The 15914-nt window shown below is 73.0% G+C and carries 13 protein-coding genes and 1 pseudogene; 4 read left to right on the top strand and 10 right to left on the bottom strand.

Annotated elements, in window-relative coordinates:
- The 5 genes and pseudogenes from C1I95_RS23410 to C1I95_RS23390 form a co-directional block, all read right to left on the bottom strand.
- Window positions 1–193: pseudogene (locus tag C1I95_RS23410) on the bottom strand (galactose-1-phosphate uridylyltransferase); the annotation flags it as partial.
- Window positions 190–978: a DeoR/GlpR family DNA-binding transcription regulator gene (locus C1I95_RS23405; RefSeq protein WP_111216673.1), complete on the bottom strand. Its 789-nt coding sequence runs from the start codon at window positions 976–978 to the stop codon at window positions 190–192. The gene C1I95_RS23405 and the pseudogene C1I95_RS23410, both read right to left, overlap by 4 nt.
- A 100-nt stretch (window positions 979–1078) precedes the next feature.
- Entirely contained in the window at window positions 1079–2608 is a 1530-nt protein-coding gene (gene cysC, locus C1I95_RS23400; protein ID WP_111216672.1) for an adenylyl-sulfate kinase, read from the bottom strand.
- Window positions 2609–2740: 132 nt separating this feature from the next.
- A complete protein-coding gene (locus tag C1I95_RS23395) occupies window positions 2741–3238 on the bottom strand; it encodes a DM13 domain-containing protein (protein WP_111216670.1) in 498 nt (165 codons plus the stop codon).
- A gap of 47 nt (window positions 3239–3285) precedes the next feature.
- Window positions 3286–4842 (bottom strand): glycosyltransferase family 2 protein, encoded by a 1557-nt coding sequence (locus C1I95_RS23390; RefSeq protein WP_111216669.1) that lies wholly within the window; start codon window positions 4840–4842, stop codon window positions 3286–3288.
- A 231-nt stretch (window positions 4843–5073) separates the two neighbouring features.
- On the opposite strand from C1I95_RS23390, the gene C1I95_RS23385 reads away from it, so the two are divergent.
- From C1I95_RS23385 to C1I95_RS23370, 4 genes are read left to right on the top strand one after another with little or no spacing between them, the layout of a single operon-like run.
- Entirely contained in the window at window positions 5074–5988 is a 915-nt protein-coding gene (locus C1I95_RS23385) for an ABC transporter ATP-binding protein (RefSeq protein WP_111216668.1), read from the top strand.
- Entirely contained in the window at window positions 5981–6862 is an 882-nt protein-coding gene (locus C1I95_RS23380) for an ABC transporter permease (protein ID WP_111216667.1), read from the top strand. The genes C1I95_RS23385 and C1I95_RS23380 overlap by 8 nt, the downstream gene beginning before the upstream one ends.
- Window positions 6859–7806 carry an ABC transporter ATP-binding protein gene (locus C1I95_RS23375; RefSeq protein WP_111216665.1) on the top strand — a complete coding sequence of 316 codons (948 nt, stop codon included), beginning with the start codon at window positions 6859–6861 and terminating at the stop codon, window positions 7804–7806. Before C1I95_RS23380 ends, C1I95_RS23375 begins: the two co-directional genes overlap by 4 nt.
- On the top strand, window positions 7806–8516 hold the full coding sequence (locus tag C1I95_RS23370; protein WP_111216663.1) for an ABC transporter permease: 711 nt from the start codon (window positions 7806–7808) through the stop codon (window positions 8514–8516). The genes C1I95_RS23375 and C1I95_RS23370 overlap by 1 nt, the downstream gene beginning before the upstream one ends.
- 96 nt (window positions 8517–8612) lie before the next feature.
- On the opposite strand, the gene valS is transcribed toward C1I95_RS23370, so the two are convergent.
- From valS to C1I95_RS23345, 5 genes are all read right to left on the bottom strand, one after another.
- The gene (gene valS / locus C1I95_RS23365) at window positions 8613–11177 is read right to left on the bottom strand and encodes a valine--tRNA ligase (protein WP_111216661.1); all 2565 of its coding nucleotides are present in this window, start codon (window positions 11175–11177) and stop codon (window positions 8613–8615) included.
- Between the two features lie 43 nt (window positions 11178–11220).
- Window positions 11221–13119: an ABC transporter ATP-binding protein gene (locus C1I95_RS23360; RefSeq protein ID WP_233513830.1), complete on the bottom strand. Its 1899-nt coding sequence runs from the start codon at window positions 13117–13119 to the stop codon at window positions 11221–11223.
- Window positions 13116–14960 carry an ABC transporter ATP-binding protein gene (locus tag C1I95_RS23355; protein ID WP_111216660.1) on the bottom strand — a complete coding sequence of 615 codons (1845 nt, stop codon included), beginning with the start codon at window positions 14958–14960 and terminating at the stop codon, window positions 13116–13118. Before C1I95_RS23355 ends, C1I95_RS23360 begins: the two co-directional genes overlap by 4 nt.
- Window positions 14961–15008: 48 nt before the next feature.
- Entirely contained in the window at window positions 15009–15536 is a 528-nt protein-coding gene (locus C1I95_RS23350; RefSeq protein ID WP_111216659.1) for a methylated-DNA--[protein]-cysteine S-methyltransferase, read from the bottom strand.
- Between the two features lie 114 nt (window positions 15537–15650).
- A partial coding sequence (locus C1I95_RS23345; protein ID WP_369122541.1) for a DNA-3-methyladenine glycosylase family protein occupies window positions 15651–15914 on the bottom strand: 264 nt, incomplete at its 5' end.

Raw genomic sequence — 15914 nt, 5'->3', positions numbered from 1 at the left:
GCAGGAAGGTGCGGGTCTGCCGGTGCACGGCGAGCGCCACCCACTCGTCGGTGAGCGGGTCGTAGCGCAGCTGGGAGGCGGGTGGGGGAGGGGGCAGCTCGCGCCGGTCCGGCTGGTCCCGGACGGCGTCGTCCCGCTCGTCGAAGTAGACCAGCTCGCGGCCGTCGGCCAGGGTGATCGCCGTACGCTTCATCGGCGCGCCCGGTCGCCGGTACCGGCCACCACGACCAGTTCGCCGACCCGGTCGGTGAGCAGCCGCCGGGCCTCCGGCGGCAGCCGGTCGTCGGTGATCAGCACGTGGGCGTCGGCGAGCGGGGCGATCGAGGAGATGCCGACCGTCCCCCACTTGCTGTGGTCGGCGAGCACCACCAGCCGGTCCGCCGCCGCCACCAGGGCGCGGTTCGTCTCGGCCTCCAGCAGGTTCGGGGTGGTGAAGCCGGCCCGGTCGGTCACCCCGTGCACGCCGAGGAAGAGCAGGTCCAGGTGCAGGGACCGGACGGCCCCGACGGCCAGCGGCCCGACCAGCGCGTCCGAGGGGGTGCGCACCCCGCCGGTGAGCACCACCGTCTGGTCGTCGCGGCCCTGGCCGTGCAGGATCTCGGCCACCGGCAGCGAGTTGGTCACCACGGTCAGGGCCGGCACGTCGACCAGCCGCCGGGCCAGTTCGGCGGTGGTGGTGCCGGCGGACAGCGCGATCGCCGCGCCCGGGCGGACCAGTTGTGCCGCCCGGGCCGCGATGGCCGCCTTCTCGGCCTGCTGGCGTACCGACTTGGCCTGGAAGCCCGGCTCGTCGGTCGAGCCGGCGGCGGTGGCGCCGCCGTGCACCTTCGCCAACAGGCCGCGCTCGTGCAGCAGGTCCAGGTCGCGCCGGATGGTCATGTCGGATACGCCGAACTCGGTGGCCAGCTCGCCGACGCGTACCCCGCCGGTCGCCCGGACCCGGTCGAGGATCGCCGCCTGGCGCTGTTGCGCGAGCACTCGCCAGCCCCCTCACGCGGTTAACCTGAACGAACAACTTCGAACAGAGTCAAACACTAGCGCGACGGTATGACCTACGGAAGGGAGCATGATCCCGTGATCAGCGGGACGGGTGGCGCGGCTCCACCCAGCCGGTCTCGGTCAGATGGTGCAGGACCGACTGGACCGCCTCGTCCACGCTGAGATCCGTGGTGTCGAGCACCAGGTCGGCATCGGTCGGCTCCTCGTACGGGTCGTCGATGCCGGTCATCCCGGTGAGCACGCCGGCCCGAGCCCGCGCGTACAGGCCCTTGCGGTCGCGTCGCTCGCAGACCTCCAACGGGGTGGCGACGTGCACCAGCACGAAACCCGCTCCCGCCGCCACCGCCATCTCCCGGGCGGTCGCCCGAGCCTGGGCGTACGGGGCGATCGGGCAGCAGATGCCGATGCCCCGGTGCCGGGCGATCTCGGCGGCCACCCAGCCGATCCGGCGTACGTTGACATCCCGGTCGGCCTTGCTGAATCCCAGCCCCGCGGTCAGCTCGCGGCGCACCACGTCGCCGTCGAGCAGGGTGATCGTGCGCTCACCCTCCTCACGCAGGGCGTCGGCGAGGCCACGGGCGATGGTCGACTTGCCCGAACCGGAGAGGCCGGTGAGGAAGACCACCAGGCCCCGGTGCCGCCGGGGCGGCCGGGCCTGGGCCAGTTCCTTCGCCACCGCGGGCGGGGTGTGCCACTCGGGCAGCGGGAACCCGCGGTCCAGCAGGTCGTCGATCTCGGTCTGGGTCAGGGCCAGTCGCCGGTTGCGCGGCGGGATGTCCTCGCGCCAACGCCACTGACCGTCCCGGTTGTCGTACGCCAGCTCGCGGGGAACCAGCACCCGCAGCCCGGCACCGGAGAGCATCTCGCCGGTGGAGAGCAGGTGGGTCACGCCGTACGCGGCGGAGACCCGGGCCCGCAGCAGGGCGTCGCTGATCTCGTCCCGCCGTCGGGCCAGCGGCACAGCGACCAGGGTCGCCGGCGGCATCCGGTCGCGTGCCGCGAAGACGCCGCGCACCAGCGCCTCGGGCGGCAGCCCGCCGGTGCCGTCCTCGCCCACCGGAATCATGACCAGAAGATGCGCGCCGAGGGTACGCACGGCGTGCGCGATCTGGGCCAGCTGCGGTCGGTGCAACGGGCGGTCGGCGATCACCCCGAGCACCCGGCCCGGTGGCAGCAGCGCGCGGATCTCCTCGGGTGTGCGGCGCAACCGCTGGAACGGCCCGTGCCCACCGTCGCCGAGCCGGCGGACGCTGCCCCCGACCCCGGTCACCCCGTCGCGCACCGGCCACGCGTCGGTCACCTCCAGCGCCGCCACCGGCGCGCCCTCGCCGTCGGTGAGCACGAGCGTCCGGCGGTTCGGGTCGGTGAGGTCGAACTCCCGCACCAGCGCGGCAGGCACCTGGAGGGTCACCGCCACCGGCCACGACGCGCCGTCGACCAGCCGGCCACGGCGGCTGACGGAGACCAGGTCAGCCCGGGTCATGAAGCCGGTCAGCGGTGCGTACGCGCCGGTCAGCAGCAGCTCCAGATCCGCAAGCTCGCCGGGACGCGGCGTGTACGCCGGTGCGTCCCGAAGCACCTCGTCGGGCAGCACCCACCCGTTGCTCATCAGACCCCCAACTCCGGCGACCGGCACACAGTTTTGCAGCCGGCCGCCAATCGGTCGAGAGTGCCACTCCTGCTGCCGCCCGGGCGCCGGGGCAGCCACCCCGTTGCGGCCTGGGCCGTGGCCCGGCCCGGCTCAGCCGGCCGGGTCCAGCGGCGCCGCGCCGAACGACACCGCGAACCGCTTGCACCAGACGGAGATGCTGGTCAGGGCGTCCAGGTCGACATCGGCCGGGATGTCGTACCCCTGGTCGCCGCGGTTGCCCTTGAGCCGGCCCAGCTCGACCCAGTGGCCGTCGTCGAACACGTGCCAGCCGGCCCGGCCCTCCAGCACCGGCTGGTCGGTGAGCCAGACCCGTAGGTCCGGGCCGTTGGAGGTGGACAGCCCGACCAGTTCCAGCCGGTGCCGCCCGTCGTCGGTACGCACGATGCGAGCGCTCCCCGACGTCTGGTACTCGTGGCTGACGAATTCGCCGGAGCGGACCAGCGTCGCCACCGTGCTCAGCGGCTCGGCCACCTCGGTGTCGGTGACCAGCTTCCAGGGCTGGAACCAGTACAGGCCGAACACCGAACCGGCGGCCAGCACCGCGATCGCGATCCACGTCAACGGGGTGCGGAGCAGGCGAGAGATCATCTATCGAGTGTGCCGGTGCCGCCGGAACCGGTCAGTCCCGGTCGGCGTTACGAAATCCTTACCGCCCGCCGGCCGGTCACGCCGAGCCGGCGCCGGACCGTCCGCTTCAGACGTCGCCACAGGCCGGGCTTCTTCGCCGGCGGCTTCTTCCGCTTGTCGACCACGGTCGGGCCGGCGCCGTCGACGGCACAGGAGACCGCCAGCGGCAGCTTCGCGTCCAGGCTCCACCCGGAGCCGCTGACCCGGGCCTTCAGGCTCCAGTCGCCCCGGGTGCGGCCGGCGTTGAGGGTGCGGAAGTCGGCGGTCGCGGTGCCCCGGTACAGCAGGTGCAGCCCACCCGAGGAGTCCGGTACGCGGTCCACCTCGAAGCGCACCGGGAGAAGGAACTCGGCGTTGTCGACGGCGCGCCGGACGACCACGTCCAGCCTCGCCCGGCCCAGCTCGGCGGTGCAGTCGAGCAGCTCGGCGGGGATCTCCTCGACAGGCACGACCAGCCGGTCACGCCCGGCGGAGTGGGTGTACGAGACGGGCTGGTCGCCGTCGCGGAGCTGACCGGTGAGGGTGACGGACAACGTCGAGCCGGTCACCTCGTACTCCTTGAGGCGGGCGCGGGCGCGGACGCCCGCCTCCCACTCGGCCAGCCGGAGCAGGTCCGCGACCCGACCCTGCGCGGCCAGGCCGGCGATGGTCCGCTGCACCGACGGCAGCCCGGCGGCGACCCCGGGCGCGAACCGTTCCTGGATGGTCTTCTGGATCTCGGTCACCACCTGGTCGACCCAGTCCGGCGGGGCGTTCCGCAGCCGGGCGCCCCGCAGCCGCTTGGTCATCTCGGTGCGTAGCCACCGCCGGTGCAGCTTGTCGCGCAGCGGGCCCGGATCGGTGTGCGCGTCGACGATGTCGAGCACCTCGCGCAGGCTGCTGAAGTACGCCGCCGGCTCCATCCGGGTGGCGGTCAGGCTGCCACCGTCCGGCCGTTTCCGGTGGTGGTAGCAGGTGTAGTCCGACAGCACGCAGGTGCGGCGGGAGAGGAGGTACGCGCGGACGACCAGGTGGTGGTCCTCCAGCCGCTTGCGGCCCTCCTCCGGGAACCGCAGGTCGTGCTCCAGCAGGAACGTCCGGCGGAACATCTTGTGGCAGGTGAGGCTGTCGATCAGCGGGGCATTGTCCAGCGTGGCGTCGGGGCGGTTGACCCGGAACAGCCCCCGGGGCACCGACCGGCCGTGCCCGGCCATCTTGCCGACGACGATGTCGGCGTCGTGCTCCCTGGCGTACGCGTACAACCGCGCCAGCGCCTCGTCGGCGAGCCAGTCGTCGTCGTCCGCGAACTGGACGTACTCCCTGCGGGCCCGCTGCACCCCCACGTTGCGGGGGCGGGACGGCCAGCCGGAGTTCTCGATGTGCAGCACGTGGATGTGCGGGTGGGCGGCGGCCAACTCGTCCAACCGGGCCGGCGTGGCGTCGGTCGAGCCGTCGTCGACGAAGATCACCTCGAACTCGGTGGCCGGCATCGACTGGCAGAGCAGTGAATCGACGAGCTTTTCGAGGTGCTCGCCCGGGTTGTACGCCGGAACCACCACGCTCACCTTCGGCACGCCCGTCGCCATGACCCTCCTCGTGACCTGTTGTGCCGCCGGCGCGACGCACGGTGACATCAGTATGTATCAGATGCCGTGGGGCGTCGGGGCGACGTGTCCGGCGTGGCGTTCCGTGGCGCGCCGGCTACCGAACGCCACCGTGGGTGGCTGTCCCTAGGGGAAGCGAACCCGTCAGGATCAGGGGAAACAGGGGTCGTTTCCGGAGCCCGCGAGGTTGCTGGTCGGCCCTAGGCTGTCGGCGTGACACTGATCGCAACCGAGTCGTTGACGAAGGTCTACGGCGGGGGCGTCACCGCGCTGGCTGATCTGACGGTCGCGGTAGAGCCGGGGATCGTCGGCCTGGTGGGCGCCAACGGCGCCGGCAAGTCGACCCTGATCAAACTCCTGCTCGGACTCCTCACCCCCACCGGAGGCCGGATCCGGGTGCTCGGGCTCGACCCGAGCACCGATGCGGCGGCGGTGCGTGCCCGGGTCGGCTACATGCCGGAGCACGACTGCCTGCCGCCCGACCTGTCCGCCGCCGAACTGGTCACCCATCTCGGGCGGATGAGTGGCCTGCCGCGTACGGTCGCCCGCGAGCGGGCCTCCGAAGCGCTGCGCCACGTGGGGCTGCACGAGGAGCGCCATCGCCCGGTGGGGGGCTACTCCACCGGCATGAAGCAGCGGGTCAAGCTCGCTCAGGCGCTCGTGCACGACCCCGACCTGCTGCTGCTCGACGAACCCACCAACGGCCTCGACCCGGCCGGCCGGGACGCGATGCTCGCTCTGGTACACCGGATCGGCACCGAGTTCGGCATCTCCGTACTGGTCTGCTCGCACCTGCTCGGCGAGGTCGAGCGGATCTGCGACACGCTGGTCGCCATCGAGGGCGGGCGGCTGCTGCGGGCCGACCACATCGCCGCGATGACCTCGGCCACCGACGTGCTCGCCGTCGAGGTCAGCGAGGGCACCGAGGCGCTGGCCGCCCGGCTGGCCGCGCTAGACCTGCCGGTCGGCCGGGAGGGACGGCTGCTGCTCGTCCCGCTCGCCGACCAGGCCACCTACGACCTGATCCTCGGCGCGGTGGCCGACCTGGACCTGCCGTTGCACCGGCTGGACCAGCGCCGGCACCGGGTGGCCGAACTCTTCGCCCGGAGGGAGAGCAGCCATGCCTGAGCCGACGGGCGTCATCCACGACATCGGCTACCAGCGCTACACCGGCCCCCGGCTCGGCCGCCGCCATGTCTTCGGCGCGCTGTACCTGCACGGGGTGCGGACCACCTTCGGGCTGGGCCGCAGCGCCAAAGCCAAGATCTTCCCCTGGCTGGTGGTCGGCATCGTCCTCACGGTGGCCGCCGCGGTGACCGCGATCCGTGCCCAGATCGGCGAAGCGGTCATGACGTACGCCCAGTTCGCCGACTCGATGAGCTGGCTGGTCATCTTCTTCGTCGCGGTGGCCGCGCCCGAGCTGGTCTCCCGTGACCTGCGCAGCGGTGTGCTCCCGCTGTACTTCTCCCGGCCGTTGCCCCGCGCCGACTACCCGCTGGCCAAGCTGCTCGCGCTGGTCACCGCGCTCTGGCTGCTGCTCGGCGCACCGCAGTTGATGATGTTCCTCGGCGCCGCGTTCACCGCCGACGGGATGCGCGGAGTCTGGGACGAGCTGCTGGATCTGCTGCCCGGGCTGCTCTACGCCGGGCTGTGGGCGGTGGTCTTCGCCTCGGTCGGCCTGCTGATCGCCTCGCTGACCGGCAAGCGGGCCTTCGCCGCCGGCGGAATCGTCGCGGTCTTCCTGATGACCACGCCGATCGTCGGCATCCTGTCGGTCCTGCCGTCGCAGACGGCGAACCAACTGGCCGGGCTCGCCTCGCCGTCCACCCTGGTGCAGGGGGTCGGCATCTGGACGCTGGGGGACCTGCTGATCACCGACCCGGATGCCGGCATCCCCGACCTCGGCTCGTTTGGCCCGGTGTACGCGCTGGCCGCCGTCGTGCTCGTGGCCGGCTGTGTCGCCCTGCTGCTGGCCCGCTACCGGAAGGTGGCCGCACGATGACCGCGCTCGACTCTGCCGCCCCGACGACCACCACCAGCACCCTCGACCTCGCCGGGGTCTCCCGCTGGTACGGCAACGTGGTCGCGGTCAACGACGTGAGCATGACCCTGGGGCCCGGGGTGACCGGGCTGCTCGGCCCGAACGGCGCGGGCAAGACCACGCTGCTGCACATGATGGCCGGCTTCCTCGCCCCCTCCCGGGGCCAGGTGACCCTGGACGGCCGGCCCACCTGGCGCAACCCGGACGTCTACCGGTGGCTCGGGCTGGTCAGCGAGCGGGAGGCGGTGCACACCTTCCTCACCGCGTACGAGTTCGTGCTGGCCACCGCGAAGTTGCACAAGCTGCCGGACCCGCAGGCGGCGGCCCGCCGGGCGGTGGCCCTGGTCGAGCTGGAGGGCGCGCAGGACCGCCGGATCGGCACGTACTCCAAGGGGATGCGGCAGCGGGCCCGGGTGGCGGCGGCGCTGGTGCACGACCCGCAGGTGCTGCTGCTCGACGAGCCGTTCAACGGCATGGACCCGCGCCAGCGGCTGCACATGATGGAGCTGCTGCACTCCCTCGGCGACGCGGGCCGCACCATCCTGTTCAGCTCGCACATCCTGGAGGAGGTCGAGCAGGTCTCCGGCACCGTGCAGGTGATGGTCGCCGGCCGGCTCGCCGCCTCCGGTGACTTCCGGACCATCCGCCGGCTGATGACCAACCGGCCGCACGTCTTCGCCGTCCGCTCCACCGACGACCGGGCGTTGGCCGTGGCCCTGATGGCCGAACCCTCGGTGACCGGGGTCGAGCTGGGCCGCGACGGGCTGACCGTGCGGGCCGGCGACTACGGCGCCTTCACCCGGATGCTGCCGAAGGTGGCTCTGGCCCGCGGCGTCCGGGTGCGGCAGCTGGTTCCCGAGGACGAATCCCTGGAGAGCGTCTTCTCCTACCTGGTGGAGGCCTGATGTCCACTGTCTCCTGGATCACCGCGCGCGGCCTGTTCGGGCGCCGTCGGTTCCTGTTGCTGCTGCCGTTGCCGGTACTGCTGGTGGCGCTGGCCGCGATCTCCCGCGGGATGGGGGTGTCGCCCAGCGACTGGGGGCCGCCGGTGCTGATCGGCCTCGGGCTGGCGGTGGTGCTGCCGGTGGTCGCACTGATCGTCGGCACCGGTGTGCTCGGTGCCGAGATCGACGACGGCACGGTGGCGCACGTGCTGACCACCCCGCTGCCGCGCTGGCAGATCGTGCTGCCGAAGCTGGCGGTGGCGGCCGGGGTCACCGCGGTCACCGTCGCGGTGCCGATGTTCGCCGCCGGGCTGCTGGCCGATTCGGTACGCCTCGGCCTGGCGCTCGCCGCCGCCTCGTCGGTCGGTGCGCTGGCGTACTCGGCGCTGTTCGTGGCGGTCAGCCTGCTCACCCGGCGGCCGGTGCTGCTCGGCCTGGTCTACGTGCTGATCTGGGAGGGGCTGCTGGGCAACGTGATCACCGGCACCCGGGTGCTCTCCATCCAGCACTACGTGATCGCCCTGGCCGACCGGATCGCCCCGACCAACCTGCTCGAAACGACGGTCTCCGTACCGCTGGCGGTGGTGATGACCACGCTGGTCAGCGTCGGCTTCACCCTGCTCGCGATCGACCGGCTCCGCTCGTTCTCGATGGCCGGCGAAACCAGCTGACCCAATCGCCGGGAGGCAGCATCTTCGGGGAAGGTGCTGCCTCCCCGGCTTGTGAGGCAGCACCTTCCCCGAAGATGTGCGGGCTTGCGCCGCGCCTCAGAACGCGCAGGCGATGACGAGTGCGGGCGTGCGGTCGGGGAGCAGGTCGAGCTTGCCGATGTGGCCCGCCGCCCGTAGGTCGTCCACGACCAGGGTCAGCTGGGCGAGCAGGGCGGCCGGGCCGAGCGCCTCGGCCAGCGGCACCTCCGCCTTCATCGACAGCTTCCGCTCGGACTTGGCCCGGCGGACCTGCCCCAGCGCGTCGCCGGCCAGCCGCAGCAGCTCCGGGTCACCGTCGCCCTGGATCGCCCGGCCCACCTCGTACGTGGTGGGCCACGGCGCCCGGTGCACCGAGCCGTACCGCCACCAGGACCACACCTCCTCGGCCGCGAACGGCAGCACCGGGGCGAGCAGCCGCAGCTGCACCGAGAGGGCGGTGGCCAGCGCCGCCCGGGCCGAGTCGGCTCCGGCGCCGGTGCCGTAGGCGCGCTCCTTCACCAACTCGATGTAGTCGTCGCAGAACCGCCAGAAGAACGACTCGGTGGCCTGCAACGCCGCCGTGTGGTCGTACGCCTCGAAGGCGGTGGTGGCGGTGGTGACCACCGTGGCCAGTTCGGCGAGCATGGCCCGGTCCAGCGGCTCGGTGGCCGGGGCCCGCAGCGCGTCCGCGGCGCCCAGCCCGAGCGCGAACCGGGACGCGTTCAGCAGCTTGGTGGCGAGCCGCCGGCCGACCTTGATCTGCGCCGGGTCGAAGGCCAGGTCGGTGCCGGGCCGCCCGGTGGCCGCCCAGTACCGCACGGCGTCGGACCCGTGCTGCTCCAGCAGCGCCATCGGGGTCACCACGTTCCCCTTGGACTTGGACATCTTCTTGCGGTCCGGGTCGAGGATCCAGCCGGACAGCTCGGCCGTCCGCCACGGCAGCGTGCCGTGTTCCAGGTGCGCGCGGACCACCGTGGCGAACAGCCAGGTCCGGATGATCTCCTGGCCCTGCGGGCGCAGGTCCATCGGGAAGACCCGGCGGAACAGCTCCGGGTCGCGTTCCCAACCGCCCGCGATCTGCGGGGTCAGCGACGAGGTGGCCCAGGTGTCCAGCACGTCCGGGTCGCCGACGAACCCGCCCGGCACGCCGCGCTGCGACTCGTGGTAACCGGCCGGGGCGTCCTCCGACGGGTCGATCGGCAGCGCAGACTCGTCCGGCGTGAGAGGGTGGGACCAGTCCGGCTCGCCAGTGTCGTCGAGCCGGTACCACACCGGCACCGGCACCCCGAAGAAGCGCTGCCGGCTGACCAGCCAGTCGCCGGTCAGGCCGCTCACCCAGTGCTCGTAGCGGTGCCGCATGTGCTCCGGCACCCAGCGCAGCTCGCGCCCCCGGGCCAACAACGCCTCGCGCAGGTCGGCGTCCCGGCCACCGTTGCGCAGGTACCACTGCCGGGTCGAGACGATCTCCAACGGTCGGTCGCCCCGCTCGTAGAACTTCACCGGATGGGTGATCGGGCGCGGCTCGCCGACCAGGTCACCCGCGTCGGCCAGCAGTTCCACGATGGTCCGTCGGGCCCCGTTGACGGTCTGCCCGGCCAGCGCCGCGTACGGCTGCGCGGGCACCCCGGCGGGGGCCTCCGGCAGCAGCCGGCCGTCCCGGCCGATCACCACGCGGGTGTCCAGCGCCAGCTCCCGCCACCAGGTCACGTCGGCCAGGTCGCCGAAGGTGCAGACCATCGCGATGCCGGTGCCCTTGGCCGGGTCCGCCAGCGCGTGCGCGCGCACCGGCACCTCGACGTCGAAGACGGGGGTACGCACGGACGTGCCGACCAGGTCGGCGTACCGCTCGTCGTCGGGGTGGCAGACCAGCGCGACGCAGGCCGGCAACAGCTCCGGCCGGGTGGTGTCGATGAGCACCTCCCGACCGCCGGGGGCGTGGAAACGCAGCCGGTGGTACGCGCCGGGGCGCTCCCGGTCCTCCAACTCGGCCTGGGCGACTGCGGTGGCGAAGCCGACGTCCCACAGCGTCGGCGCCTCGGCCTGGTACGCCTCGTCCCGGGCCAGGTTCCGCAGGAACGCCCGCTGGGACGTGGCCCGGGCCGCCGGACCGATGGTGGTGTACATCAGCGACCAGTCCACCGACAGCCCGAGCCGGCGCCACAGCGCCTCGAAGACCTGCTCGTCGGAGAGGGTCAGCCGCTCGCACTGCTCGATGAAGTTCCGCCGGGAGATCGGGGTCGGGTCGCGCCGGGCGGCGTCGTCCACCGGTGCCTCCGGCGCCCGCCAGTCCGGGTCGTACGGCAGGGCCGGGTCGCAGCGCACGCCGTAGACGTTCTGCACCCGGCGCTCGGTGGGCAGGCCGTTGTCGTCCCAGCCGATCGGATAGAAGACCGTCCGGCCGCGCATCCGCTGGAACCGGGCGACCAGGTCGGTGTGCGTGTACGAGAAGACGTGCCCCATGTGCAGCTCGCCCGATACGGTCGGCGGCGGGGTGTCGATCGCGTATACGTCCGCCCGCTCCTTCGAGCGGTCGAACGCGTACGTGTCCTCCTCCTGCCAGCGGCGCGACCAGGTCTCCTCGAGCCCGTCCAGGGTCGGACGCTCGGGGACGCCGGCGCGGGCCGTCCTCGCCGTATCAGTCATCCGTCGATGGTAAGCACCGACCCGCTGGCCGACATCCGATTACCTACAGCAGCGAGTCGCGCCACTGGCGGTGCAGGGCGGCGTACCGGCCGCCGTCGGCGATCAGCTCGGCCGGCGGGCCGTCCTCGACGATCCGGCCGCCGTCGAGGACCAGGACCCGGTCGGCGGTCTCCACGGTGGAGAGCCGGTGTGCGATCACCACCGCGGTCCGGTCCCGCAGGATGGTGCCGAGCGCGTGCTGCACCAGCCGCTCGGTCGGTACGTCCAGCGACGAGGTCGCCTCGTCCAGGATCAGCACCGCCGGATCGGCCAGGAAGGCCCGAGCGAAGGCGACCAACTGCCGCTGTCCGGCGGAGAGCCGCCCGCCGCGCCGGTGCACCTCGGTGGCGTACCCGTCGGGCAGCGCCGCGATGAAGTCGTGCGCGCCGATCGCCCGGGCGGCAGCCTCGACGGCGGCGTCGTCGGCCTCCGGGCGACCGAACCGGATGTTCTCCGCCACGGTGCCGCCGAACAGGTGGGTCTCCTGGGTCACCAGCACCACCGTGCGGCGCAGTTCCGCGTCGGCGACCTGCCGCAGGTCCACGCCGTCGAGGGTGACCGTGCCGGCCGCCGGGTCGTGGAACCGGGCGAGCAGCTTGGCGACGGTGGACTTGCCGGCGCCGGTCGGCCCGATCAGCGCCACGGTCTGTCCGGCCGGAATGCTGAGATCCAGCCCGGCCAGGATCGGGGCGTCCGGGCGGTACCCGAACGAGACCGCCCGGAAGGTGATCGCGCCCCGGAGGGGGCCACGGGGCAGCGGCACGGGTCGCCCGGGCTCGGCGACCGTGGGTCGCTCGTCGAGCACCCCGGCGAGCTTCTCCAGCGCCGCCGTCGCGGACTGCAACGAGTTGTAGAACTGGCTCAGTTCCTGCATCGGTTCGAAGAACCGGCGCAGGTAGAGCAGGAACGCCGCGAGCACCCCGACCCCGGTGTCGCCGCCCAGCACCCGGGCGCCGCCGTAGCAGAGCACCGCCGCCACGGTGACGTTGCCGATCAGCTTGATGCCCGGCGAGTACGTCGCGATCAGGCGGAACGCGTGCTGGCTGGATTGGCGGTAGTCGTCGTTGACCGAGGCGAAGATGTGCTGGTTACGCGGCTCCCGGCGGTACGCCTGGACGGCCCGGATGCCCCGCATCGATTCGACGAAGTGGACGATGACCAGGGCCATCGCCTCCCGGGTGCGCCGGTACGCGGCGGCCGACGCCCGGGCGAACCAGCGGGACAGCCAGAACAGCAACGGGAAGGCGAGCAGGGTGACCGCGGCCAGCGGCAGGTCCAGCCAGAGCAGGATGCCGGCCACCGACACGATCGTCAGAGCGGCCATCACCAGGCTCTCCACGCCGCCGTCGACCAGTTCGGCGATCGAGTCGATGTCACTGGTCAGGCGCGAGATCATCCGGCCCGAGGTGTACCGCTCGTGGAAGGCCACCGGCAGGCGCAGGAAGTGCGCGTACACCCGCTGGCGGAGATCGAGCAGGACGGCCTGGCCGATCCGGGCGGAGAGGGTGAGGAAGCCGCGTCGGGCCGCGTACTCGATTCCGGCCGCGGCGGCGAACGACACGGCGACGGCGACCAGCGGGCCGGGCCGACCGGCTCGCAGCGGCTCGATCGCCCGGTCGATGCCCAGCATGACCAGGTACGGCCCGGACATGGCCGCCGCGTTCTGGGCGAGCAGCAGCGCGACCGCGGCACCCAACCGGGCGCGGTGCGGGCGCAGCACGTCGGTCAACAGCGCCCGGCTGCGGGCCCGCAGCCGGGCCACCGCCTCAGGGCTGGCGTCCTCGGCGAGACTGCGATCGGCGTGCGGGTCGGGGGCGACCCCCCGCCAGTAGGCCGGGTCGGCGGCCGGGCCGGGCGCTCGCTGGGCCGGGCTGGACCCGTCCCCGACCGTCCCGCCGGTCACGAGCGCACCAGCGGGAAACCGCCGGTCGGCGGGCCGGCCGGCAGCCGAGGATGCGGCACGGCGGCCGGCTCGGCCGAGAGCACCGCGCGGTACGCCGGCACGGTGGCCAGCAGTTCGGCGTGCGGGCCGACGGCGGAGATCCGGCCGTGCTCCAACAGCGCGACCCGGTCGGCGAGGGCGATGGTGGACGGCCGGTGCACCACCAGCAGCGCGGTCATGTCGCGCAGCACCCGCTTCAACGCCGACTCCACCGCCGCCTCGGTGTGCACGTCGAGCGCGGACAGCGGATCGTCGAGGACGAGCACCGCGGGCCGGACGAGCACCGCCCGGGCCAGCGCCAGCCGCTGCCGCTGCCCACCGGAGAGCGACAACCCCTGCTCGCCGAGCCGGGTACGCAGGCCCCACGGCAGGTCGTACGCGAACTCGGCCTGGGCCAGCGCGAGAGCCGCCCGGACCTCGTCCTCGCCGGCGTCGGGCCGGCCCAGGGTGAGGTTCTCCCAGACCGACATGGAGAACAGCGTCGGCTCCTCGAACGCGGTCGCGACCAGCCGGCGCAGCGAGGCCAGCCGCAGGTCGCGCAGGTCGTGCCCGTCGAGGGTGATCCGACCCGTCCCGACGTCGTGCAGCCGGGGCACCAGGGACAGCAGGGTGCTCTTGCCGCTGCCGGTCGCGCCGACCACGGCCAGCGTCTCGCCGGGCTCGACGGTCAGGTCCACGCCGCGCAGCACCGGCGTGGTGGTGCCCGGGTACCGGAAGGTGACCGCCTCGAAGCGCAGCCGACCGCGGATCGTCGAGCGGGCCAGGGCCACGGTGACGGGAGCGTCGACGATGGCCGGTGCGGTGTCCAGCACCTCCTGGATCCGGTCGGCGGCGGTGGCCGCCTCCTGCCCGTTGGCGATGATCCAGCCCAGCGACTGCACCGGCCAGATCAGCATCAGCTGAAGGCTGACGAACGCGACTAGCTGACCGACGGTGAGCCGCCCGGCGGCGACCGCCGCGGCACCGGCCACCAGCACGATGCCCAGGGTCAGGTTGGGCACCAGGTCGAGCCGCGCGGCGGTACGGGCCAGCAGCCGCCCCTTGGCGACCCCGGTGTCGTGCAGCGCCCGGGTGCTGGCGGCGAACCGGGCGGCCAGTTGCGGCCCCCGCCCGTACGCCTTCATGGTGCGCAGCCCCTGCGCGGTCTCCTCGACCAGGGTGGCCACGTCGCCCTGCTGGTCCTGCATCCGCCGGGACGCGGCATGGTAGTGCCGACCGAACCGGCGGGCGATCAGGAACAACGGCACCGCGCTGGCCGCCACCAGCAGGCCCAGCGCCGGGTGCAGCCGGATCAGCAGCACCACCACGCCCAGGTACGTGACCAGGTTGAGGACGAGGAAGAACAGGCCGAAGGAGAGGAACCGGCGCAGCACCGACAGGTCGCTGGTGATCCGGGACAGCAGCTGACCGGAGGGCCACCGGTCGTGGAAGCTGGGCGGCAGCCGTTGCAGGTGGGCGTAGACGTCGTCGCGGATGGTCGCCTCCATGGCCACCGAGGACGACGACTGCACCCACCGCCGGATGAAGATCAGCAGGGCCTCGGCCAGACCGAGCAGCAGTGCGAGCCCGGCCAGCTGGAACAGCCCGGCCAGGTCCCGCTCGGCCACCGGCCCGTCGACCACCCGCTGTGCCACCAGCGGCACGGCGATGCCCGCGGCGGTGGCGGCGAGCCCGGCGAGCATCAGCCAGCTGAACTCCACGGCGTGCGGACGCAGGTAATGGCGCAGCCGCCAGAGGTTGCGCAGCGGATGTCGACGGATCTCGCCCCGGTCGGCCGGGCCGCCGCCGCTCCCCGCAGCCACTACCCGACGGTAGCGGCAAATGGGAGCGGTGCTGGTGTCGGCTTGTTGTCAGCTGCGTTGCCGCTCCGGGCGGCCGGCCTCGTGATCGAGGAGCCACTCCTTCACCGGCAGCCCCCAGCGGAAGCCGCCCAGCGTCCCGTCGGTACGCAGCACCCGGTGACACGGAACGAACAGGGCGGCGGCGTTGCGGGCGCAGGCCGCCGCGGCGGCACGCACCGCGGCGGGGCGCCCGGCCAGCCGGGCGTACGCGGTGTAGGTGACCGGTTCGCCCGGCTTCACCTCGCGCAGCACCCGCCAGGCGTGGGGCAGGAACGTGCCGCCGCTGTGCTGCTCGACCGGAACCGCGTCGATCGCGGTCAGCTCGCCGTCGAGGTACCGGGCGACGGCAGCGGTGACCGCGCCGAGTTCACCCCGCTGGCGCAGCTCACCGCGCAGGCTGGGGTGGACCAGCGGCAACAGGTTCGCCGGGTCGGCCGTGAAGCCGGCGGCCCGCACCGCACCGTCCGGGCCGGCGAGGACGCTGAACGCGCCCACCGGCGTCTCGATGCGCGCGCTGTCAATGATCGTGTCGTTCACGCTGCTCTCCAGGTCGGGTTGGCGCTGCTCTCAGGGTCGGGTTGGCGCTGGTCTCAAGGTGGGGTTGGCGCTGGTCTGCGGGTCGGGTGGGCGCTGCGTGTTCCGGGGTCGGATTCACGCTGCTCGCCAGAGGTGGATCACCGCGTACGACCGCCAGGGGCGCCAGCGGGCGGCGTACGCGTCGAGGGTCTTCTCGTCGTCGGGCAGGCCGAGGGCGGCGGCTCCCCGGCGTACCGCGAGGTCGGTGGCGATGAACACATCCGGGTCGCCGAGCGCGCGCATCGCCACGTAGCCCGCCGTCCACGGGCCGATCCCCGGGATCGCGACCAGCTGCCGCGTCGTCTCCGCCCGGTCCACACCCGGTGCCAGGTCGAGCCC

This window comes from Micromonospora craterilacus (genome assembly GCF_003236315.1).
Lineage (GTDB): Bacteria > Actinomycetota > Actinomycetes > Mycobacteriales > Micromonosporaceae > Micromonospora > Micromonospora craterilacus.
This window is presented reverse-complemented; position numbering and strand designations above follow the sequence as displayed.